This is a genomic window from Spiroplasma ixodetis, assembly GCF_040369795.1.
GTDB lineage: Bacteria > Bacillota_I > Bacilli_A > Mycoplasmatales > VBWQ01 > Spiroplasma_E > Spiroplasma_E ixodetis_B.
The window spans coordinates 772221-795879 of the sequence record NZ_AP028955.1; the positions used below are offsets into that span (position 1 = coordinate 772221).

At 24.6% G+C, this 23659-nt stretch carries 24 protein-coding genes and 4 pseudogenes; 20 read left to right on the forward strand and 8 right to left on the reverse strand.

Annotated elements, in window-relative coordinates; translation table 4 throughout:
- The first annotated feature begins 129 nt into the window (after positions 1-129).
- The 6 genes from pepF to ABWV63_RS05650 all read left to right on the forward strand — a co-directional run bounded on the left by pepF (position 130) and on the right by ABWV63_RS05650 (position 5673).
- On the forward strand, positions 130-1968 hold the full coding sequence (gene pepF, locus ABWV63_RS05625) for an oligoendopeptidase F (RefSeq protein WP_353305549.1): 1839 nt from the start codon (positions 130-132) through the stop codon (positions 1966-1968).
- A 129-nt stretch (positions 1969-2097) separates the two neighbouring features.
- The gene (locus ABWV63_RS05630; protein WP_353305550.1) at positions 2098-3087 is read left to right on the forward strand and encodes a GMP reductase; all 990 of its coding nucleotides are present in this window, start codon (positions 2098-2100) and stop codon (positions 3085-3087) included.
- 459 nt (positions 3088-3546) lie between these two features.
- Positions 3547-3663: a transposase gene (locus ABWV63_RS05635; protein ID WP_353307191.1), complete on the forward strand. Its 117-nt coding sequence runs from the start codon at positions 3547-3549 to the stop codon at positions 3661-3663.
- 78 nt (positions 3664-3741) lie between these two features.
- Positions 3742-3915, forward strand: coding sequence for a hypothetical protein (locus ABWV63_RS05640; RefSeq protein ID WP_353305528.1), 174 nt, complete (start codon positions 3742-3744; stop codon positions 3913-3915).
- A 267-nt stretch (positions 3916-4182) separates the two neighbouring features.
- Positions 4183-4404, forward strand: a complete 222-nt coding sequence (locus ABWV63_RS05645) for a hypothetical protein (protein ID WP_353305551.1) — start codon at positions 4183-4185, stop codon at positions 4402-4404.
- A gap of 357 nt (positions 4405-4761) precedes the next feature.
- On the forward strand, positions 4762-5673 hold the full coding sequence (locus tag ABWV63_RS05650; RefSeq protein WP_353305552.1) for an IS256 family transposase: 912 nt from the start codon (positions 4762-4764) through the stop codon (positions 5671-5673).
- Positions 5674-6019: 346 nt separating this feature from the next.
- On the opposite strand, the gene ABWV63_RS05655 is transcribed toward ABWV63_RS05650, so the two are convergent.
- Positions 6020-6844 carry an HAD family hydrolase gene (locus tag ABWV63_RS05655; RefSeq protein ID WP_353305553.1) on the reverse strand — a complete coding sequence of 275 codons (825 nt, stop codon included), beginning with the start codon at positions 6842-6844 and terminating at the stop codon, positions 6020-6022.
- A 10-nt stretch (positions 6845-6854) separates the two neighbouring features.
- Entirely contained in the window at positions 6855-7196 is a 342-nt protein-coding gene (locus ABWV63_RS05660) for a thioredoxin family protein (protein WP_353305554.1), read from the reverse strand.
- A gap of 417 nt (positions 7197-7613) precedes the next feature.
- Between ABWV63_RS05660 and ABWV63_RS05665 the strand changes: the two genes are divergently transcribed.
- The 6 genes and pseudogenes from ABWV63_RS05665 to ABWV63_RS05690 all read left to right on the forward strand — a co-directional run.
- Positions 7614-8036 (forward strand): transposase family protein, encoded by a 423-nt coding sequence (locus ABWV63_RS05665; protein ID WP_353305555.1) that lies wholly within the window; start codon positions 7614-7616, stop codon positions 8034-8036.
- A gap of 19 nt (positions 8037-8055) precedes the next feature.
- Positions 8056-8301: a hypothetical protein gene (locus ABWV63_RS05670; RefSeq protein WP_353305556.1), complete on the forward strand. Its 246-nt coding sequence runs from the start codon at positions 8056-8058 to the stop codon at positions 8299-8301.
- Positions 8302-8706: 405 nt separating this feature from the next.
- Positions 8707-9066 (forward strand): IS630 transposase-related protein, encoded by a 360-nt coding sequence (locus ABWV63_RS05675; protein ID WP_353305557.1) that lies wholly within the window; start codon positions 8707-8709, stop codon positions 9064-9066.
- A gap of 40 nt (positions 9067-9106) precedes the next feature.
- Entirely contained in the window at positions 9107-9556 is a 450-nt protein-coding gene (locus ABWV63_RS05680; protein WP_353305558.1) for an IS630 family transposase, read from the forward strand.
- Positions 9557-9613: 57 nt separating this feature from the next.
- Positions 9614-10852: pseudogene (locus tag ABWV63_RS05685) on the forward strand (IS256 family transposase).
- Between the two features lie 167 nt (positions 10853-11019).
- Positions 11020-11232: pseudogene (locus ABWV63_RS05690) on the forward strand (IS3 family transposase); the annotation flags it as partial.
- 202 nt (positions 11233-11434) lie between these two features.
- Here the strand turns inward: ABWV63_RS05690 and ABWV63_RS05695 are convergent.
- Genes ABWV63_RS05695 through ABWV63_RS05705 form a run of 3 tightly spaced genes read right to left on the reverse strand, consistent with a single transcriptional unit; the run spans position 11435 to position 12080 of the window.
- Positions 11435-11695 carry a transposase family protein gene (locus ABWV63_RS05695; protein WP_353305559.1) on the reverse strand — a complete coding sequence of 87 codons (261 nt, stop codon included), beginning with the start codon at positions 11693-11695 and terminating at the stop codon, positions 11435-11437.
- A gap of 11 nt (positions 11696-11706) precedes the next feature.
- Positions 11707-11841: a hypothetical protein gene (locus ABWV63_RS05700; RefSeq protein ID WP_353305560.1), complete on the reverse strand. Its 135-nt coding sequence runs from the start codon at positions 11839-11841 to the stop codon at positions 11707-11709.
- Positions 11842-11864: 23 nt separating this feature from the next.
- Positions 11865-12080, reverse strand: a complete 216-nt coding sequence (locus ABWV63_RS05705; RefSeq protein ID WP_353305561.1) for a hypothetical protein — start codon at positions 12078-12080, stop codon at positions 11865-11867.
- A gap of 242 nt (positions 12081-12322) precedes the next feature.
- Between ABWV63_RS05705 and ABWV63_RS05710 the strand changes: the two genes are divergently transcribed.
- The 7 genes and pseudogenes from ABWV63_RS05710 (at position 12323) to ABWV63_RS05740 (ending at position 21182) form a co-directional block, all read left to right on the forward strand.
- Positions 12323-12418, forward strand: coding sequence for an IS3 family transposase (locus ABWV63_RS05710; RefSeq protein WP_353307192.1), 96 nt, complete (start codon positions 12323-12325; stop codon positions 12416-12418).
- A gap of 168 nt (positions 12419-12586) precedes the next feature.
- Positions 12587-14509: a DNA topoisomerase IV subunit B gene (parE, locus tag ABWV63_RS05715; protein ID WP_353305562.1), complete on the forward strand. Its 1923-nt coding sequence runs from the start codon at positions 12587-12589 to the stop codon at positions 14507-14509.
- 21 nt (positions 14510-14530) lie between these two features.
- A complete protein-coding gene (gene parC, locus ABWV63_RS05720) occupies positions 14531-17044 on the forward strand; it encodes a DNA topoisomerase IV subunit A (RefSeq protein ID WP_353305563.1) in 2514 nt (837 codons plus the stop codon).
- Between the two features lie 170 nt (positions 17045-17214).
- Positions 17215-18642: an NADP-dependent glyceraldehyde-3-phosphate dehydrogenase gene (locus ABWV63_RS05725; RefSeq protein ID WP_353307193.1), complete on the forward strand. Its 1428-nt coding sequence runs from the start codon at positions 17215-17217 to the stop codon at positions 18640-18642.
- 222 nt (positions 18643-18864) lie between these two features.
- Positions 18865-19815, forward strand: a complete 951-nt coding sequence (locus ABWV63_RS05730) for an L-lactate dehydrogenase (RefSeq protein ID WP_353305564.1) — start codon at positions 18865-18867, stop codon at positions 19813-19815.
- A 20-nt stretch (positions 19816-19835) separates the two neighbouring features.
- Positions 19836-20639: pseudogene (locus tag ABWV63_RS05735) on the forward strand (formate/nitrite transporter family protein).
- A 315-nt stretch (positions 20640-20954) separates the two neighbouring features.
- Positions 20955-21182, forward strand: a complete 228-nt coding sequence (locus ABWV63_RS05740; RefSeq protein WP_353305565.1) for a hypothetical protein — start codon at positions 20955-20957, stop codon at positions 21180-21182.
- A gap of 655 nt (positions 21183-21837) precedes the next feature.
- On the opposite strand, the pseudogene ABWV63_RS05745 reads toward ABWV63_RS05740, so the two are convergent.
- A pseudogene (locus tag ABWV63_RS05745) lies at positions 21838-22023 on the reverse strand (transposase); the annotation flags it as partial.
- A 574-nt stretch (positions 22024-22597) separates the two neighbouring features.
- Between ABWV63_RS05745 and ABWV63_RS05750 the strand changes: the two are divergent.
- On the forward strand, positions 22598-22735 hold the full coding sequence (locus tag ABWV63_RS05750; RefSeq protein WP_353305566.1) for a hypothetical protein: 138 nt from the start codon (positions 22598-22600) through the stop codon (positions 22733-22735).
- Here the strand turns inward: ABWV63_RS05750 and ABWV63_RS05755 are convergent.
- A complete protein-coding gene (locus tag ABWV63_RS05755; protein WP_353305567.1) occupies positions 22689-23294 on the reverse strand; it encodes an IS630 family transposase in 606 nt (201 codons plus the stop codon). The two genes, ABWV63_RS05750 and ABWV63_RS05755, sit on opposite strands and share 47 nt — an antisense overlap.
- Positions 23295-23483: 189 nt before the next feature.
- Positions 23484-23630: a hypothetical protein gene (locus ABWV63_RS05760; protein ID WP_353305568.1), complete on the reverse strand. Its 147-nt coding sequence runs from the start codon at positions 23628-23630 to the stop codon at positions 23484-23486.
- Positions 23631-23659: the final 29 nt, after the last annotated feature.

The following is a 23659-nucleotide window of genomic DNA, read 5'->3' on the forward strand; positions in this document are numbered from 1 at the left end:
GGTAATATTAAAATAATTACAATATATCTGAATTAATATTTTCGAAAATTACAACAAAAATAGATAAGTTAAACAATATTATTGTATTATTATTGTATTGTAATATTACCATAGAATGGAGCAAAAACTATGAAGCGTTCTGAATTAAATGAAAAAAATAAAAAAAAGTACTGCTGAGATTTTAAGCATTTATTTATTAATAATGAATCTTGAAAAAAAACTTTACCTGATTTTGATAAATTTGCCAATCAACTTTTAACTTTTAAAGGAAAATTAAATAATATTGATAACTTTAAAAAATATTTAGTAATTAGCAAAGAAATATCAATGTTAGGCTCTAAAGTTGTACAATATTTACATTATGGAGATTTAGATCAAACTAACTTAGAATTGCAACAATTATCTAGTTTATTTGCGACTCAACAAAGTAAGTTATCGGAAAAGTTAGCGTGGATTGAACCAGAAATTAAAACTATTGGTTTACAAACTATTAAAAACTGGATTAATAATGATCCCTCATTAATGATATATAAACATGATATGGAAGTTTTCTTTAAATTTGAAAAATTTATTTTAAGTGAGCACGATGAAACTTTACTAAGCAAAGTTAGTAAATCAAGAAGTGCTGCTGGTGGTTTATATGATAGTTTGGTTTATGCTGATAAACAAAAAACAATGTTTAATTATCAAAATAAAGAACAAGAATTAACGCAAACTTTATATTTAGACATTTTAGAAAATAGTAATCCAGTAAAAGATCAACAATTAAGAATTGATATTTCAAAAAAATTTTATGAAGATATTAAAAATAAAAAACATTCATTAGCACAAGTTTATGAAAGTATTTTAGAAGTAGCTGTTGAAGAAATAAAAATTCGTAACAACGATAAAGAAAAAGATAATAAAAAACATTTAACTACTTTAGAATATAGTTTATTAAGTGATGATGTACCATTAATACTATATGAAAATTTAATAAAAACGGGACAGAAACACGCTATTTTAGTAGAAGAATTTTATAATTTAAAACGTAAATTTTTTAAATTTAAAAAATTTTATAGTACCGATACTAGTTTAAAAATGACAACAATACCAACCAAAAAATTCAGTGTTGAAGAAGGTATTAATTCAATCAAAAAAATTTTAAGTATCTTAGGTGATGAATATTCAGAACAATTAAACTTAGCATTATTACCAGGTAGAATTGACTATTATGAAGACACAAATAAACGAACTGGTGCTTATTCAACAGGTGGTAATGGCGTAGAACCCATTATTTTAATGAATTGAGATGATACTATTAATTCGCTTAATACACTAGCTCATGAATTAGGTCATTCTGTTCACACCCTATTTTCAGAAAAATATCAAAAATATCCAAATGCTGACTATCCAATTATTTTAGCTGAAGTTGCTTCAACAGTTAATGAACATCTAGCATTTGATTATTTATATAATCAAACGTCAAATAATCAAGAACGCATTTACTTACTACAAACTCATATTGAAACTGTAATTGGTACTTTTTTTCGTCAAATTCAATTTGCTGAATTTGAATGAGAAGCACATAAATTAGTAGAAAAAGAAGTGCCATTAAACGCCGATATTTTGGCTGATTTATTTGAAAATACAGCAAATAAATATGGACAAAAAGCATTAGATAAATACGAAGAAAAAGCAAAAGGATACTCATGACCACGAATTCTTCATTTTTTCCACTCACCTTATTATGTTTATAAATATGCTACCTCAATTACCGTTTCTTATAAACTTTATGAAGATGTTAAAAATGGTAAAAAAGAAAATTTACTTAACTTTTTAAAAAATGGTGGCAGCAAATATCCGTTAGATATTTTAAAAGATGCGGGTGTTGATTTAACACAAATTGATGTTTATAACCCATTAATTACTAATTTAAAGAAAATGATTAACCAATTATCAGACTTAATTAATAATAAAGATAATTAAATTGCAAAAAAATAATATATAATACTAATGGTGTTTTAGTCCTTTAGCATTTTATTTAAAACGTTATAAAATAATATGTACATATTTTGACTATTACAATTAGTAAAGACTAAGGAGAATAAATAAAAAATGAATGTGAAATTTGATTTTGAAGATATAAATCTAATTGCAAATAAAGCAATAGTTAAATCACGAAAAGAATGTGATACCAGCGTTAAACTAAATGATTTTACTTTTAAAATTCCAATTATTCCGGCAAATATGAGTGCTGTCATTAACCAAGAATTATGTATTTGATTGGCTAAAAATAATTACTTTTATGTAATGCACCGTTTTAATATCGATCAAATTAAATTTATTAAAAGTATGCATGAACAAAAATTATATGCTTCAATTAGCATTGGCGTTAAAAAAGAGGATAAAGAGTTACTTGAACAATTAATCAAACTGAATCTAATTCCTGAATTTATTACTATTGATATTGCTCATGGTCATAGTAATGCTATGAAAGAAATGATTAAATTTATAAAAAATACTTTTGCTAAAACAAATACTAAACCTTTTATTATTGCTGGTAACGTTATGACAAAAACCGCTGTTAAAGATTTAGAAAAATGAGGCGCTGATGCAATTAAATTTGGTGTTGGTCCAGGAAAAGCTTGTATTACTAAACTAAAAACTGGATTTGGTACAGGTGGTTGACAATTAAATGCTTTACAAGATGTTGCCAATAGCACCACTAAACCATTAATTGCAGATGGCGGTATTAGATGTAATGGTGATATTGCTAAAGCAATAGCTTTTGGTGCCACTATGATTATGGCAGGAAGTATTTTAGCGGGTTATGATGAATCACCTGGCAAAATTGTTACAATAAATGGTCAATCTTACAAAGAATATTTTGGATCAGCAAGTATTTTTAACAAAGCGGAAGCGAAAAATATTGAAGGTAAAAAAATACTTGTTCCATATAAAGGTTCAATTGCCGATACTTATAAAGAAATGGAAGAAGATTTACAATCTGCTATTTCTTATGCTGGCGGTAAAGATTTATCTGCATTAACAAAATGTGATTATGTTATTGTTAAAGGCACTATTAATAATGGTGACGATCGTTAATAACTTTTAATTAAAATATAAGCAAATCAAACAGCCTATGATGATAATTGAATTCACCGGCATAATTGTTTAATTATATTAAAGAATCTAATGATTAAATTATTTTTAGGTAATGTTTAGTAATCTGTGTAACTTACAAAAATAACTATGTTTAATTAATTCTAGTAAATAAAATTAAATAACTAGAAAGAGTGAGTTACGTATGTCTAAAAAAATATTAATAATAATGATCCAATATCAAAAGCAGTAGATTTATTACTAGAAAATACTGAAGATTTAACAAAAGTTTTTAAAGAGGGAGATTTATATAAAGAATTAACAAAAAGATTAGTTGAAAAAATGTTGAATTCTGAAATGCAAAATTATTTAGGATATGAAAAAAATCAACATAATACTAGTGAAAATGCTCGTAATGGTATAAATTAAAAAAAATTAATAACCCAAAAAGGTAAAATTGAGATTAATGTACCACGAGATCGTAATAGTAATTTTGAGCCAGTAATAGTTGCAAAAAGACAAAGAAGATTTGATGGTTTTGATCAACAATTTCTTTCATTAGACATATTCCGTAAATAAATTTTTTAAAAGTCAATTAATAATTTAAAATTTATTTTATAATTTCTTTATTAATAAATTAATAAGGTGTTGATAAAAATGAATTTTGAAAATTTAAAAAAATTAAAAAATGAACAATTTTATAGATATTTTGGTATAAAACGTTTTCATTTTGATGAAATGTTAACAAAATTAATTGAAATAGAAAATTTAAAAAAACTAAAGGTAGAAAATATAAACTTTCAGTTGAAGAAAGATTGATGATGACTTTAGTATACTGAAAATAATATTATACTTTTTTCCAAATGAGTATTAAATATAAAATGAGTGCATCAAGTTGTTTTCAAAATATTACTTGAGTAGAAAATAAACTTAGTGATGACAAAGATTATCAGTTTTTAAAAAAAATATAAATCAAAAATTGATAAAAAAAAGAAGATTTAAATGAATTTCAATTTTATTTAATTGATTCAACTGAAATTGAAATTGAAAGACCAACTAAAAAAACTACAGTTAGAATATTTTTCTGGTAAAAGTTCAATGTTTTCTATAAAATTTCAAATTATATATGACTTTTTTAATAAAAAAAATGTTGATCTTTTTGCTGATAATGGAAAAGTACGTGATTTTCAAATATTAAAAAATTCAAATCTTGAATTTTCAGAAAAAACAATAATTATTGGTGATTTGGGATATCAAGGAATACAAAATATTTATAAAAATACTATATTACCAATTAAAAAACTAAAAATAAAAAATTAACTAAACAAGAAAAAATCTACAATAAAATTATTTCAAAAATTAGAATTAAAGTTGAACATGTTTTTGCTTGATTAAAAAGATTCAAAATTTTAATAAATAAATGTAGAAAAAGTATATTTAGACTTATGTACTTAAGATTTAACTTACTTTGTGAAATTTTTAATAAAACAAAACCATTAAAATAAAAAAATATTAAAAATATTTTTTTAAAAATTTAAATTTTTATCAAGTTAATATAAAAATAATATTAACAATTTTTGTGTTTGAAATATAAATTTATTTTTAAAGTATTTTTTTAAAAATATTAACTTCTATAATTATTAACACTAAAAAATTTATAAATATTATTATTGACAATTGATTAAATTTATTTACGGAATATGTCTATTATATGTCAAAGGCATGACTTTATCAGATATTAGAATGCAGTTACAAGAGTTATATCATGGTGCTGATATTAGTGAAAGTGTTATTAGTCACATTACTGATGATGTTATTGATGATGTTAAAGCATGACAAAATCGGCCATTAGAAAGTTTTTATCCGATTGTTTATTTTGATTGTATAGTAGTTAAAGTACGACAAGATAAACTCATTATTAACAAATCAGTTTATATAGCACTAGGAGTTGATTTAGAAGGTAAAAAAGATGTTTTAGGCTTATGAATTAGTGAAAATGAAGGTTCTAAGTTTTGATTATCTAATTTCACAGAAATGAAAAATCGAGGCTTAAATGATATTCTTATTGCTTGTAGTGACAATTTAACAGGAATGTCAGAAGCAATACAATCAGTTTATCCTAAAACCGAACATCAATTATGCATAGTTCATAAAATTAGAAATAGTTTAAAATATGTTTCATACAAACATAGAAAATCACTAGTTACAGATTTAAAACCACTTTATAGTGCATGTAACGAAGAACAAGCAATGCAAGCTTTAGAATCTTTTGAAAGTAAATGGAATAAACAATATCCTCAAATTGCTAAATCATGATATAAAAATTGAGATAATTTAATGGTTTTTATTAGTTATCCTGCAGAAATCAAAAGAGTGATTTATACAACAAATGCTATTGAATCTGTTAATATTCAATTACGAAAAGTTGTTAGAAATAAAAAAGTTTTTCCAAATGATATGGCAGTTTTTAAAATATTTTACTTAGCAATTGAAAATATAACAAAAAAACGAACAATGCCCATTCAAAATTGAAATACAGCAATTGCTCATTTTATGATAAAATTTGAAGATAGAATTAATCTAAACTAGTAACTTTGTAAAAAGATACACAGATTTTTAAAAAGCCTAACCAAATATTAAAAAAGCGATTGATTTTGTTTTTCAAGATATGAGTAAACATTACTTTAGTTAGCTATATATTAAATTTTGAATTGGTGAAAATTCATTTTTTTATAATGATAGCCTTACTTTTTCTATAGTATTAGATAAAGTTACTTTTAATAATTCAATAAATAGTTAGTTTATATTAAAAGAATGTAAATTTGAAAAATATTTATTTAAGTATAAAGGATATTGAATTAAAAATGCTGGTAATTTTCCAGCATTTTTAAAGTTTTATTTAATAATAAATTATATTAGAAAATTAAACTATTATTTATTCAAACTCTGATTTAGGAAATACATATTTATCGATAACTTTTGCAACACCACCACAAGTATTTTTACTAGTAACGTCATATGCTATTTCTTTTAAATTAGGATGAGCATTTTGCATTGCAATACCATATTTAGCCCACTTTATTAATTTATAATCATTCATACCATCACCACAAGCTAGTACTTGGTCAGGAGTAATATTTCATTTTTTGCATAAAAATTGTACAGCAACAGCTTTATTAACACCAATTGGATTAATTTCGATAACACTATGAGAAGAAGTAGCGAGTTCTAAATCTTTTATAGTATTTAATTGTTCTAAAATTGGATTAACTTGTTTTTTCTTTTTACAAAATAATAAAATTTTATACATACCCTCATCGGTATTCTCATCAATTTGTTTAGTTGGTAGGTTATTAAAATTTTCCATAATTTTAACTTTTAGCGATCTACGATTAATTAAGCCTGTTTTATTATCGGTACTATATCCTCACATTGCTAAATTATTTTTATTAGCAAATTTAACTATTGTTTGTATTTGCTGTTTTGTTAATGATTTTTCATATAATATATCTAATCTATTATCATTAGTAATATCAATGATGTTACCGCCATTATAACAAATAATATGACCGGTTTTTTCGTGCATTAAACATGCTTTTGCAATATCAATGGTTGAACTTGGTGCTCTTCCTGTTGCAATAATAACTTTAATATTTTTTTGATATGCTTTTTGAATTGCAATTAGATTTTTAGGATGAATTTTTCATCTACTTTTTAGTAAAGTTCCATCTAGATCAAGAACAATTAATTTAATAGCCATTATAAATACCTTATTTTCCCATTTCTTCGATAATATTAGTCATATCTTTTTCAGAAACTAAACTAAAAGTTTTTTTAACTTCTTTTCCTTCTTTATTAAAATAAATTAATGTTGGAATTGATTGGATTTCATATTCTTTTGCTAGTTCTTTAGCTTTGTCAACATCAACTTTAATAAAATTAATATTTTTGTTTTTTTCGTCATTAGCAACATTTTCAAATCTCGGCCCTAACATTTTACAAGGACCACATCATTCTGCTGAAAAATAAATTACTGTTATTTTTTTTGATTGTAAAAGTTGCTCAACTTCTTTTATAGAATTAATATGTTGTATTTTGCTTTCATTATGCATGTGTTCACTACCTTTTCTTTTAATTTATTTTATGGTTTAATTCTATCATTAGTTTTAATTTTTAAAACATTAAACTATAAAATAATTTTTTTAATTTTAGTTATTACTATATAAATATTTATAATTTTTTTAGAATAAATTTAGGAAATTATCCCCACATGTACTAGTGTGGAGGAAAAAATGAATTGAAATGAATTCAATAGCATATTTCGAAATGAAAACAATTGTTTGAAATATAGCTAACTAAAGTAATGTTTATTCATAAATAATGTAAAATAATAATATGTAATTTAAACAGTTTTTTAATTTAAAAGTACAATAGACATATTCCGTAAATAAATTTTTTAAAAGTCAATTAATAATTTAAAATTTATTTTATAATTTCTTTATTAATAAATTAATAAGGTGTTGATAAAAATGAATTTTGAAAATTTAAAAAAATTAAAAAATGAACAATTTTATAGATATTTTGGTATAAAACGTTTTCATTTTGATGAAATGTTAAAAAAATTAATTGAAATAGAAAATTTAAAAAAAACTAAAGGTAGAAAATATAAACTTTCAGTTGAAGAAAGATTGATAATGACTTTAGTATACTGAAAAGAATATTATACTTTTTTCCAAATGAGTATTAAATATAAAATGAGTGCATCAAGTTGTTTTCGAAATATTACTTGAGTAGAAAATAAACTTAGTGATGACAAAGATTATCAGTTTTTAAAAACAAAATATAAATCAAAAATTGAGAAAAAACAAGAAGATTTAAATGAAGTTCAATTTTATTTAATTGATTCAACTGAAATTGAAATTGAAAGACCAACTAAAAAAAACTACAGTTAGAATATTTTTCTGGTAAAAGTTGAATGTTTTCTATAAAATTTCAAATTATATATGACTTTTTAATAAAAAAATTGTTGATATTTTTGCTGATAATGGAAAAGTACATGATTTTCAAATATTAAAAAATTCAAATCTTGAATTTTCAGAAAAAACAATAATTATTGGTGATTTGGGATATCAAGGAATACAAAATATTTATAAAAATACTATATTACCAATTAAAAAAACTAAAAATAAAAAATTAACTAAACAAGAAAAAATCTAAAATAAAATTATTTCAAAAATTAGAATTAAAGTTGAACATGTTTTTGCTTGATTAAAAAGATTCAAAATTTTAATAAATAAATGTAGAAAAAGTATATTTAGACTTATGTACTTAAGATTTAACTTACTTTGTGAAATTTTTAATAAAACAAAACCATTAAAATAAAAAAATATTAAAAATATTTTTTTAAAAATTTAAATTTTTATCAAGTTAATATAAAAATAATATTAACAATTTTTGTGTTTGAAATATAAATTTATTTTTAAAGTATTTTTTTAAAAATATTAACTTCTATAATTATTAACACTAAAAAATTTATAAATATTATTATTGACAATTGATTAAATTTATTTACGGAATATGTCTAATTAAGCAATATTTAAAATAGATTAGGAAGATTAAATTATGCAAAAACCATACAGTGAAGACTTACGAAGAAAAGTAATAGAAGCCTATGAAAGTAAAAACATGAAAATTAAAGAAATTTGTAAAGTGTTCAATATTACTAGAAAGACTTTATTCTTATGAAGAAAAAGAAAAAAAGAAACTGGGCATATAAAACCAATTTTGAATTATCAAAAAGGACATAGCCACAAAATAAAGGATTTAGATGAATTAAAAAATTATTTAGCGCAAAATAAAGATGTTACAGTTCAAAAAGTAATTGAAAAATTTGGTGATATGACTAAAGAAACAGTTTATAACTATTTCAAAAAACTAAATTATACATATAAAAAAAACTTTTTTATATGAACAAAGAGATAAAAACAAACAAGAAGATTTTTTAAAAGAAATAGCTAAAATAATGAATGAAGATTTAGTATATATTGATGAGTCTGGAATTGATGATAATGAATTTTATAAATATGGTTGATCTGAAAAAGGTAAAAGATTATTTGATAATAAACCCGCGTATAAAATAAAAAGAATGAGTATAATTGGTTCACTAAATAAAGGTAAATTAAAAGCCCTATGAGCATTTGAAGGACATTGCAACAGTAAAATTTTTGAATCATATGTAAAAAATATACTAATTCCAGTATTAAAGCGTGGACAAATTATAGTTTTAGATAATGCAACGTTTCATAAATCTAAATTAACACAACAATTAATTGAAAATGCTGGATGCAAACTATTATTTCTTCCACCATATTCTCCTAATTTAAATCAAATTGAACATTTTTGATTTGCTATAAAACATAATATAAGAAAAATATTGGTAATGTTTAGTAATCTGTGTAACTTACAAAAATAAATATGTTTAATTAATTCTAGTAAATAAAATTAAATAAATAGAAAGAGTGAGTTACGTATGTCTAAAAAACAAAATATTAATAATAATGGTCCAATATCAAAAGCAGTAGATTTATTATTAGAAAATGCTGAAGATTTAACAACAGTTTTTAAATAGGGAGGTTTATATAAAGAATTAACAAAAAGATTAGTTGAAAAAATGTTAAATTCTGAAATGCAAAATTATTTAGGGTATGAAAAAAATCAACATAATAATAGTGATAATGCTCGCAATGGTATAAGTTCAAAAAAATTAATAACTCAACAAGGTAAAATTGAGATTAATGTACCACGAGATCGTAATAGTAATTTTGAGCCAGTAATAGTTGCAAAAAGACAAAGAAGATTTGATGGTTTTGATCAACAAGTTCTTTGATTATATGCCAAAGGCATGACTTTATCAGATATTAGAATGCAGTTACAAGAGTTATATCATGGTGCTGATATTAGTGAAAGTGTTATTAGTCAAATTACTGATGATGTTATTGATGATGTTAAAGCATGACAAAATCGGCCATTATAAAGTGTTTATCCGATTGTTTATTTTGATTTTATAGTAGTTAAAGTACGACAAGATAAACTCATTATTAACAAATCAGTTTATATAGCACTAGGAGTTGATTTAGAAGGTAAAAAAGATATTTTAGGTTTATGAATTAGCGAAAATGAAGGTTCTAAGTTTTGATTATCTAATTTCACAGAAATGAAAAATTGAGGCTTAAATGATATTCTTATTGCTTGTAGTGACAATTTAACAGGAATGTCATAAGCAATACAATCAGTTTATCCTAAAACCGGACATCAATTATGCATAGTTCATCAAATTAGAAATAGTTTAAAATATGTTTCATACAAACATAGAAAATCACTAGTTACAGATTTAAAACCAATTTATAGTGCATTTAGTGAAGAACAAGCAATGCAAGCTTTAGAATATTTTGAAAGTAAATGAAATAAACAATATCCTCAAATTGCTAAATCATGATATAAAAATTGAGATAATTTAATGGTTTTTATTAGTTATCCTGCAGAAATCAAAAGAGTGATTTATACAACAAATGCTATTGAATCTGTTAATAGTCAATTACGAAAAGTTATTAGAAATAAAAAAGTTTTTCCAAATGATATGGAAGTTTTTAAAATATTTTACTTAGCAATTGAAAATATAACAAAAAAATGAACAATGCCCATTCAAAATTGAAATACAGCAATTGCTCATTTTATGATAAAATTTGAAGATAGAATTAATCTAAACTAGTAACTTTGTAAAAAGATACACAGATTTTTAAAAAGCCTCAAAATATTACCAAATTATTGACCAAATATTAAAAAAGCGATTGATTTTGTTTTTCAAGATATGAGTAAAGATTACTTTAGTTAGCTATATATCAAGCATTTATGTGCTCAAATCGTTGTTTAAAAAATATTAAAATATTTCATAGCGATCGCGGTAATGAATTTAATAATAAAACTATTGATAAACTTTTATTAGCTTTCAATATTACCCGCTCTTTAAGCAAAAAAGGTTGTCCTTATGATAACGCTGTTGCTGAAGCAACTTTCAAAACTTTCAAAACAGAGTTTATTAATGATAAAAATTTTACATCATTAATCCAATTAAAATTAGAATTATTTGATTAGACATATTCCGTAAATAAATTTAATCAATTGTCAATAATAATATTTATAAATTTTTTAGTGTTAATAATTATAGAAGTTAATATTTTTAAAAAAATACTTTAAAAATAAATTTATATTTTAAACACAAAAATTGTTAATATTATTTTTATATTAACTTGATAAAAATTTAAATTTTTAAAAAAATATTAAAAATATTTTTTTATTTTAATGGTTTTGTTTTATTAAAAATTTCACAAAGTAAGTTAAATCTTAAGTACATAAGTCTAAATATACTTTTTCTACATTTATTTATTAACATTTTGAATCTTTTTAATCAAGCAAAAACATGTTCAACTTTAATTCTAATTTTTGAAATAATTTTATTGTAGATTTTTTCTTGTTTAGTTAATTTTTTATTTTTAGTTTTTTTAATTGGTAATATAGTATTTTTATAAATATTTTGTATTACTTGATATCCCAAATCACCAATAATTATTTTTTTTCTGAAAATTCAAGATTTGAATTTTTTAATATTTGAAAATCATGTACTTTTCCATTATCAGCAAAAATATCAACAATTTTTTTATTAAAAAAGTCATATATAATTTCAAATTTTATAGAAAACATTTAACTTTTACCAGAAAAATATTCTAACTGTAGTTTTTTTTAGTTGGTCTTTCAATTTCAATTTCAGTTGAATCAATTAAATAAAATTGAAATTCATTTAAATCTTCTTGTTTTTTCTCAATTTTTGATTTATATTTTGTTTTTAAAAAATGATAATCTTTGTCATTACTAAGTTTATTTTCTACTCAAGTAATATTTCGAAAACAACTTGATGCACTCATTTTATATTTAATACTCATTTGGAAAAAAGTATAATATTATTTTCAGTATACTAAAGTCATCATCAATCTTTCTTCAACTGTGAAAGTTTATATTTTCTACCTTTAGTTTTTTTTAAATTTTCTATTTCAATTAATTTTGTTAACATTTCATCAAAATGAAAACGTTTTATACCAAAATATCTATAAAATTGTTCATTTTTTAATTTTTTTAAATTATTAATTGAATTTTAAAAAATTTATTTACGGAATATGTATATTATATCAATTGATACAACAACATAAGAATCCACAGCACTCTAAACTACTTAACCCCCATAAAACACCAAACACAAATGTCTACCAAAAAACAGTCCTAAAAAAGGTTGCCATTCCAATTTATTTTAAATGTATTATCTTAAATTTTGTATAGAAACCTTTAACTTTAAATTATAAAATTGATTAAGTTCTTTTATCGAGATTATCTTTAAATAAATAAATATATGATAAAATGAAAATGAAATAAATTGTAGTAAGGAGTTTTTTTCATGGCAAATAAACCAAAAAACAGTGTTTATAATGAATTATCAATTCAAATTTTAGAAGGTCTAGAAGCAGTTAGAAAAAGACCTGGAATGTATATTGGTTCTACTGATAATCGTGGTCTTCATCATCTAGTTTGAGAAATTGTTGATAATGGTATTGATGAAGCATTAGCTGGCTTTTGTACTAGTATTGTTGTTACTATTAATGTTGATAAGTCAGTTACTGTTGAAGACAATGGTCGTGGTGTTCCAACTGGTATGCATGCTTCAAAAAAAAGTACTCCCGAAGTTATTTATACGGTTTTACATGCTGGTGGAAAATTTGACACTAATAGTTATAAAACATCGGGCGGTTTACATGGTGTTGGTGCTTCAGTAGTAAATGCTTTAAGTAATTGAATGATTGTTACTATTCATCGTGATAAAAAAATTCATGAAATTAAATTTAAAAATGGTGGTAAGATTGATCAAAGTTTAAAAATGATTGGTAACACTTATAAAACAGGAACTAGGGTACAATTTTTACCTGATTTTCATCTTTTTTTTCTAGGTTGTGATTGAAATGTTCATTTATTTGAACAACATTTACGTGAAAGTGCTTTTTTAATTAATGATTTAAGTATTCAATTAATTGATAAGAGGACAGGTACTGAAGAAACTTTTCATTATGAAAATGGCTTAGTTGCTTTTATGCAATATTTAAATAAAGATAAAAAAAATTTATCACCAATTGTTAGTTTAAAAGGTAAACAAAATAATATTGACGTTGAAATTGTATTACAATATACGGAAGATTATAGCGAAACGTTAGTAGGGTTTGCTAATAACGTTAAAACTGTTGATGGTGGAAGTCATTTAGTTGGTTGTAAAAGTGGTTTAACAAAAGCTATTAATGAATATGCAAGAAAACAAGAATTATTAAAAGCAAAAGATAAAAATTTAGAAGGTAATGATTTGCGAGAAGGTTTGGTTGCTATTGTTTCATTGCGTATTCCTGAAAATTTAATTCAATATGAAGGTCAAACAAAAGGTAAATTAGGAACGCCCGAAGCAAGAATTGTTGTTGATAATATTGTTAATGAAAGATTTTCATTTTGACTTCACGAAAATAGTGATGCTGCTAAAAAAATTATTGATAAAGCCATTAAGGCTCGTTATATTCGTAATGCTTTAAGAAAAGAACGTGAATCATTGCGTAATAAAAGTAAAGATACGCAAAAATTTTTAGTAGGTAAATTGGTGCCTGCACAAAGTAAAAATCCTAATATTAATGAATTATTTTTAGTGGAAGGAGATTCCGCTGGTGGCAGTGCCAAGTCAGGTCGTGATCGTAAGTTCCAAGCGATATTACCGTTAAAAGGAAAAGTAATTAATGCCGAAAAAACTAAAGTAATTGATCTTTTTAATAATGAGGAAATTAGTATGATTATTAATGCGATTGGTGCTGGTGTTGGTAACGAATTTAGTATTGAAAATTGTAATTATAATAAAGTCATTATTATGACTGATGCCGATACTGATGGTGCCCATATTCAAATTTTATTACTAACTTTTTTCTATCGTTATATGCGAGATTTAATTACTTCGGGTAATATTTATATTGCATTACCGCCTTTATTTAAAATTTCTTTTAAAGAAGAAGAGCGAGAGAAACATGTATATGTTTGAAATGAGTTAGAATTAAAAGATAAAGTTGAAACAATTAAAGGTAAATATGACCTGCAACGTTATAAAGGTTTAGGAGAAATGAATGCTGAACAATTATGAGAAACAACTATGGACCCAAACGTCCGTCAATTAATTAAAATTACTATTGAGGATGCTCTATCAGCAGAAACAGAAATTCAAATATTAATGGGTGATAAACCAGAAAAAAGACGAAAATGAATTGAAGAAAATATTTCTTTTGAAGCTAGTGATTATTAAGAAAAAAGGAGTTTATAAGTTATGAATAGTAAAGAAGAGATTCAACAAAATAATGAACAAATTTTATCTTATCCTATTGATGATATTGTTGCAGAACGTTTTGGTCGATATGCCAAATATATTATTTTAGAACGAGCATTGCCCGATATCCGTGATGGTTTGAAACCAGTTCAACGTCGAATTTTGCATGCTATGAATGATTTGGGTTTAACCAATGATAAAGCATATAAAAAAGCAGCTCGTGTTGTTGGAGAAGTAATTGGTAAATATCATCCTCATGGTGATACAGCAGTTTATGCTGCTATGTGTAGAATGGCACAAGAGTGAAAGGTAGCATGACCATTAGTACAAATGCATGGTAATAAAGGTTCAATTGATGGTGATAATCCTGCTGCGATGCGATATACAGAAGCACGTTTATCATTAATTTCAGAATTATTATTGAAGGATATTAAGAAAAATACTGTTACTTTAATTAAAAATTTTGATGAATCAGAAACAGAACCAACAGTTTTACCTGCCTATTTTCCAAATTTATTAGTAAATGGTGCTTCTGGAATTGCCGTTGGAATGGCAACTAATATTCCGCCTCATAATTTACAAGAAGTAATTAATGCAATTGTCATGAGAATTAATAATCCACAATGTAATTTAAGCGAATTAATGCGTGTTATTAAGGGTCCTGACTTTCCAACCCGAGGAATTATTCAAGGTATTAAAGGTATTAAAGAAGCTTATCGTTCTGGTAAAGGGCGAATTGCAATTCGTGCCAAAACTCATATTAATAATGAAGGTGAAATTCCACAAATAATTATTACCGAAATTCCATTTGAAGTTATTAAACAAGATTTGATTAAAAAAATTGATGATGTTAAAACATTAGCGAAAATTCATGGTATTAAAGAAGTACGTGATGAAACGGATCGTTTTGGTTTACGAATAGTTATTGATTTAGTAGAAGATAGTAAACCGCAAGAAATTTTAAATTATTTATTTAAAAATACCAATTTACAAATTTATTATAACTTTAATTTAGTAGCAATTGCTAACAAAAAACCAGTACAAATGAGTTTAATTAATATGTTAGATTTTTATATTAATCATCAAATTGATGTTGTTACTAAGCGTTCACAATATGACTTAGCACAATTAGAACGAAGATTAGAGATTGTTAATGGTTTAGTTATTGCGTTAAGCGAAGTTGATAAAGTAATTAAAATTATTAGAACATCAACTGACCGTATGCAAGCAAAATTAAATTTAATATCAGCTTTTAATTTTACTGATATTCAAGCAGAAGCAATTGTACAATTGCGTTTATATCGTTTAACTGCTACTGATATTCAATCATTAGTTTTAGAAAAAGCAGATATTGAAAGTAAAATTATTGTTTTACAAGAAATTCTTAATAATGAAAATTCACTACGTCAAGTTATTATTACTGAGTTAGAACAAATTAATTCTCATTTTTCTGGATTAAGAAAATCACAAATTAAAGGTGAAATTTCTGAAATTACAATTGATGAAAAAGCAACATTGCGACAAGAAAATGTATTTGTTAGTATTAGTTATGATGGTTGAATTAAGGTAATAAGTAGTAAAGTATTTTTCCAAAATCTTGATTATAAAGATTTTGGACGTAAGCCAAATGATGTTATTATTGGTGGAGCAATGTTCAATAATTTTAATAATTTATTATTTTTTACAAATAAAGGTAATTATTTTTTAATACCAATTTTTAAATTAGAAGAAAATAAATGGAAAGATAATGGTATTCATGTTAATACGTTATGTAAACTTGAAGGAAATGAAAAAATTATTAGTGTTGCACAAGTTAATAGTTTTGAACAGCCAAATGTAAATATATTAGTCGCTACTAGATATGGTTTAATTAAAAGAATGCCACTTTTAGAGTTAGCAACTACCAGATTTAATAAAACCGCAAAATATGTTAAGTTAAAAGAGAACGATAGTGTTATTAGTGTTAATAGTACTACCGGTCATGATTTTATTGTTATTAGCACTCGCAAGGGTATGACTTTAAAATATTTAGAAACGAAAGTTCCATTATTAACTAAAACTGCAACAGGTGTTAAAGCTTTGAAAATTAATTTTGAAGAAGATGAAGTGGTAGGAATGGCTTGTGGTAATAGTAATGATATTTATGCAATGTTAACATCAGTTGGAACAATTAAACGAATGTTATTCAATACTATTGAACAAACTTTACGAACAACAAAAGGTAATAAAGTAATAAAATTTCCTAAAAATAAAAGTATTAGTATTATTAAAACTTTCTTATCACCAGCAACATCTTTTATTAATATATTAACGAAAAAAGAAAAATGATTAGTGATTAAAGCAAGTGACATTAATCTTAGCAAGGTAAATGAAGGAACTGGCAAAGTACTTGCTGATGATATTATTGCTGGCGGTAGTAATTTAGTGATTGATTTAAAAACTGATGTTATTGATGCTGATATATCATCAATATCAGAAAGTTTTGATGCAAAAGAAAGCAACAATGGTATTTAAAATAAACTTTTTTCTTGAAAATTATGGACTTTTTAAAGAATTAGTTTTTTTGATCTTCATAATATAAATTTAAATAATAATTTTAGTTAAGAGTGAATAGGATATGACTTATATCAATGCTATAATTATTATGGTAGTGATTTAAGGAGGAAGTATAAATGACAAATATTATTATTAAATATCAATCTCTAATTAATGGTGAATTGTATGAAAATGGTAATTGAATATCAGTTATCAACCCCACCACTAATAAAATAGCAGGCCAAGTTCCTGCCTTAACTAAAGTTGAAATTAAAAAAGTATATGAATCTGCAAAATTTGCTCAAAAAAATTGAGAACAAATGCCTATTTTAAAAAGAATTTCTTTTTTAAATTCTTGAAAACAATTAATTATTCGCGATAAATTAATACTTGCTGAATTAATGACTAATGAAATTGCTAAAGGCACAAAAGCAGCTTGCAGTGAAATTGATAGAACAGTTGAATATATTGAATATACTTTACAAGAAGCATTACGTCTTCATCCTGAATCTTATACAGGTGATAGTTGAGGAAGTATGAACAAATTAGCTTTTTTTGAATATGTGCCAAAAGGAATTGTTCTTGCCATTTCCCCTTTTAATTATCCGATAAATTTATCAGTCTCTAAAATATTTCCAGCACTTGTTACTGGTAATAGTGTTGTTTTTAAACCCGCAACACAAGGATCATTGGTGGGATTACACTTAGCTAAATTAGCTAAAGAAGCTAACATTCCTAATGGTGTTTTTAATGCTATAAGTGGTAAAGGTAGTGAAATTGGTGATAGTTTAGTTGAAAATGAAGCAATTAATGTTATTTCTTTTACTGGTAGTGCTGTTGTTGGTAAACGTATTTCACAGAAATCTTTAAAAACTGATTTGATTTTAGAATTAGGAGGCAAAGATCCAGCAATAGTGCTTAATGATGCTGATCTTGAAGATACAGCAACCAAAATCATTAAAGGTGCATTTAGTTATTCAGGACAACGCTGTACTGCTATTAAAAGAGTGTTAGTACAAAGAACAATTAGTAGCAAATTAATTCCGATTTTAAAAGAAAAAGTTGAAAAGTTAACTGTTGGTTTGCCCACAGATGATTGTGATATTACTCCTATTATTGATCAACCAACAGTTGATAATGCTAAAAAATTAATTAAAGATGCTTTAGATAAAAGAGCCAATTGTTTAGTTGGTAATAAATTTAAAGAAAATTTAATGTGACCAACTATTATTACTGACGTAACAACAAAAATGAATTTAGCATGAGAAGAACCTTTTGCACCATTGTTGCCGATTATTATTTTTGATGAAGTAAAAGAAGCGATTAATATTGCAAATGATTCACAATATGGTTTACAAGCTTCTGTTTTTACTACTAATATTAATAGTGCAATGAGTATTGCTAAATTATTAGAAGTTGGAAGTGTTAATATTAACGATCAGTCACAACGTGGTCCCGATCACTTTTCTTTTGTTGGTGTTAAGGATTCGGGTCTTGGCGTACAAGGTATTCGTCCTTCGTTACTTGCTTTTACTAGACCAAAAGGGATTGTTATTAATTGAAAAACAAAAATTTAAAAGAAAAAAGAAAACTTATTTTTTTATTAAAATAGTGTTAAGATAAAAATGTAATAAATTTTTGTCCTTGTTAATTAGATTTTTTTTAACATTCTTATATAAAAAGCATAATAAAAATATTACATATCATTGTAACTTTTATTTTAAAAAGTAAGTTATTAAAATAGCGCCGAGGATAAAGTACTGTTACATGAAATGCAAAAAATATGGAGGTAAGTAAATATGGCAAAACGAAAAATTGTCATTGTTGGATGTGGAACTGTTGGTAGTAGTTTTATTTACAGTGCCATTAATCAAGGTTTAGCCCAAGAATATGTATTGATTGATGCTTTTGAAGGTATAGCTGAAGGTAATGCGATTGATTTTGCTGATTGTCAAGCAGCTTTAGATCATCCTTTTATTTCAATTAAGGCTGGAAATTACAGCGATTGTAAAGATGCTGATATTATTGTTATTACTGCCGGAAGACCGCAAAAAGATGGTGAAACAAGATTAAATATGGTAGCAGATAATGCCAAAATTATGAAGAGCATTGCTTTAGAAATTAAAAAATCAGGATTTAAAGGTGTTACTATTATTGCATCTAATCCTGTTGATATTATGACCACTGTTTATCAAAAAATTACACAATTTGATTATCATCAAGTATTAGGTTCTGGTACAATTTTAGATACCTTACGTTTACAATATTTAATTGGAGAAAAAATTGCAGTTAATCCAAAGTCAGTTGCTGCTTATGTAATTGGTGAACATGGTGATTCTTCAATGATTCCTTGAAGTTCGGTTTCGGTAGGTAATAAAACTATTTATCAACAAATTACTGAAGGTAGAATTAAAGAAAAAGATTTAGAAGAATTAAGAAAAGAAGTAGCACAAAGAGCTTATAAAATTATTAAATTAAAACGTACAACTTTTTATGGTATTGGTGCAGCATTGGCATTATTAGTAAGAAATATCCTTGAAGGACAAAATCACGTTTTAGTAGCAGGTGCTTATTTACAAGGAGAATATGGACAGCAAGGTTTTTATATTGGTGTACCAACAATACTTTACGAAAAAGGTTGAAACAGAGTAGTTCAGTTACCATTAACGAAAGAAGAGCAAACGGCATTTGATAAATCTTGTGCAATTATTAAAGAAACTTTAGAAACAGCTTTTGCTGCTATTAAATAAAAGATAGGAGCATTTTATTCGTGAATACAACTGTAGAAAATATCAATAATGAAGAAACATTAACAAGTATTGAAACTTATATTGCTGTTTATAAGTATGCATTAAAGAAAGCAGAAAGTCCATTATTAAAAACTTTTTTGATGGGTATTGCAGCCGGACTTTTTGTTGGTATTGCTTATATTGCTGCTGTTTTTGGTAGTAGAGGATTAAGTGATAATGGTATTAAAAATTTAACATTTGGTTTTATTTTTACTTTAACAATTACTATGATTGTCTTTATGGGCGGTGAACTTTTTACTTCTAATTCCATGATATTTATGCTATTAATAAAAAAAAGTTAATTAACAAGAATGTTAATTAACTTACTAGTAGTATTAATTGGTAATTTTATAGGTTGTTTTATTCTTTCATTATTTACATGATGAGCAGGCTTTTTTGATAATCAAGTTTTTTTGGATAATGCTGTTAGTATTTTTAATCATAAATTAGTAATGTCTTGATGAAAAGCCTTTTTTAGTGGGATATTATGTAATTTTTTAGTAGCAGGAAGTGTTTATATTTCTCATGCCACTCGTTCATCTACTGCTAAATTTTTATTGATAGGATTATTAATTATGGTTTTTGACTTATCTGGTTTTTCTCCCTTTTTATCAAATGCTTATGTTTGAGGATTAGGGCCTTTGTTTAATATTTATGGAATTCATAGTGGATTTAATGACTTTTTACAATTTGGTTATCAAGTACAACTTCCAATTTTATTTGGTAATTTTATTGGTGGTGATATTTTATTAACCGGTATGTATTATTTAATTTTTAGAAAATAATTACCAAAAATAACATTATAAATATATTATTAGTTTAATATAAAAATTAATCCATTACTTTAGTTTTAAGTAATGGATTAATTAATTTTATGAAAATAAATTAATTGTAAATAGAAGTTATTTGATAAGTATATTTTAAAATTTGTCAAATTAAAGATTTTAAAAAGGAGAATGGTTTTGATAAAAAATATTTTTTAGAAAATAGATTAGAATATTTTAATATTAATTTTTTATTGCATTTATTTTTTTTTAAAATTAAAATGTAATTAACTTCTTAAATTTAAGAAGTTAATGGGAAAAAAAAGGGTTTTCATCATGAAAGCATTATTAAAAACATTAAGTGTTTTAACACTTGCAACAACTGTTAGCAGTTTAAGTAGTATTTTAAATACTAATAATATAGGTACGAATTCTAATCAGTTACAAGATTTAAAATGTAATCTTCAACAAAGTAAAGATGATATTTCTTTAATTAATTTGAATAAAAAAGGTAAATTTTATTTTTTTAATAATAATCTTGGTTTAGTGATTAATGGAAATTAATTATTATTTTTAGGTGCGGCCTGAAAACTGTAATTTTATGGTGGTTAAATTCCATCTTGCTTTAAACATCCAGAATAATGCATTCCTCACATTTTAAAGTATGGAAGCTTTTAAGATGCAAGCATGAGGTAAAAGTGGGTAACATTAAGCCTGAATAATGAATCCCTGCAAGCATAGTTAGATATGATTACGAGAGGAATCTGTGATTGAATTGTCGTTACATGCAATATGCGAAATAAGGCTGATTAACGCATAAACCAAAAAGTTATCGAAGTACAAGAGGAATCCATTTCTAAATAATTGATTATTGATGTTCTCAACTTCCGGCAAATAGCAGAAATCTAACTCTAACGCGAAATAAAATTATGGAACAGGATAACTACATAAATATTCTTTATTTAAACAAATAAAGCAGGTAGCCAACCGTAAATATTTATGTAGTAGGATTGTCTAAAAAGCCAATGCCTAAAGTAATGTTTAGGATATGCAGACGTAGACACTTTAATTTGGGAGGTAAAGTTATGAATAGCAATAAAAATGTTATAGACCAACAAATTGTTAGGTATGAATGAAATACAATCACCTGACGAAAGTTAGAAAAATTTGTATTTAAGTTGCAAAAACGAATTTACAAAGCTTCAAAATGTAATTATAGCTAACTACAGTAATGTTTACTCATATCTTGAAAAACAAAATCAATATCTTTTTTAATATTTGGTCAATAATTTGGTAATATTTTTCTTATATTATGTTTTATAGCAAATCAAAAATGTTCAATTGGATTTAAATTAGGAGAATATGGCGGAAGAAATAATAGTTTTCATCCAGCATTTTCAATTAATTGTGGAATGGCAACCTTTTGGAATATTTCAACAAATAAACGATGGACATCAAATTGATAGTTTAGTAGTTGACAAGGATAATACTGTTTTTGTTGGTTCTTGAAATGGTCGTCTTTATAAGATAAAGAATGGAATATATGAGGTAATCTTAGAAACAAATCCAAACCACGAGGTTAAACGTTTAGTCATTGATAGAGATAATAATTTATTTGTTGGTATTGACTCCAATAAAGTATATAAAAAAATAGAAGGTACAGATTTATGTTCTGAATTATCTGAAATAAAAAATACTTATGATCATATTTTTGCTTTAGAAGTTGGCCCAGATGATTCAATTTATGCTGCTGGATCGCAAGTAATCTTATATACAACTAAAAATTTTAATAAAATATAGGTTATATATAAGTAATTAGTATTAAAATATAGCTAACTAAAGTAATGTTTACTCATATCTTGAAAAACAAAATCAATCGCTTTTTGGTAATGTCTAGTAATCTGTGTAACTTACAAAAATAACTATGTTTAATTAATTATAGTAAATAAAATTAAATAACTAGAAAGAGTGAGTTACTTATGTCTAAAAAACAAAATATCAATAATAATGATCCAATATCAAAAGCAGTAGATTTATTACTAGAAAATACTGAAGATTTAACAACAGTTTTTAAAGAGGGAGGCTTATATAAAGAATTAACAAAAAGATTAGTTTAAAAAATGTTGAATTCTGAAATGCAAAATTATTTAGGATATGAAAAAAATCAACATAATAATAGTGATAATGCTCGCAATGGTATAAATTCAAAAAAATTAATAACTCAACAAGGGAGGCTTTTTTAATATTTGGTCAATAATTTGGTAATATTTTTCTTATATTATGTTTTATAGCAAATCAAAAATGTTCAATTGGATTTAAATTAGGAGAATATGGCGGAAGAAATAATAGTTTGCATCCAGCATTTTCAATTAATTGTTGTGTTAATTTAGATTTATGAAACGTTGCATTATCTAAAACTATAATTTGTCCACGCTTTAATACTGGAATTAGTATATTTTTTACATATGATTCAAAAATTTTACTGTTGCAATGTCCTTCAAATGCTCATAGGGATTTTAATTTACCTTTATTTAGCGAACCAATTATACTCATTCTTTTTATTTTATATGCTGGTTTATTATCAAATAATCTTTTACCTTTTTCAGATCAACCATATTTATAAAATTCATTATCATCAATTCCAGATTCATCAATATATACTAAATCTTCATTCATTATTTTAGCTATTTATTTTAAAAAATATTATTGTTTATTTTTATCTCTTTGTTCATATAGAAAAGTTTTTTTATATGTATAATTTAGTTTTTTGAAATAGTTATAAACTGTTTCTTTAGTCATATCACCAAATTTTTCAATCACTTTTTGAACTGTAACATCTTTATTTTGCGCTAAATAATTTTTTAATTAGTCTAAATCCTTTATTTTGTGGCTATGTCCTTTTTGATAATTCAAAATTGGTTTTATATGCCCAGTTTCTTTTTTTCTTTTTCTTCATAAGAATAAAGTCTTTCTAGTAATATTGAACACTTTACAAATTTCTTTAATTTTCATGTTTTTACTTTCATAGGCTTCTATTACTT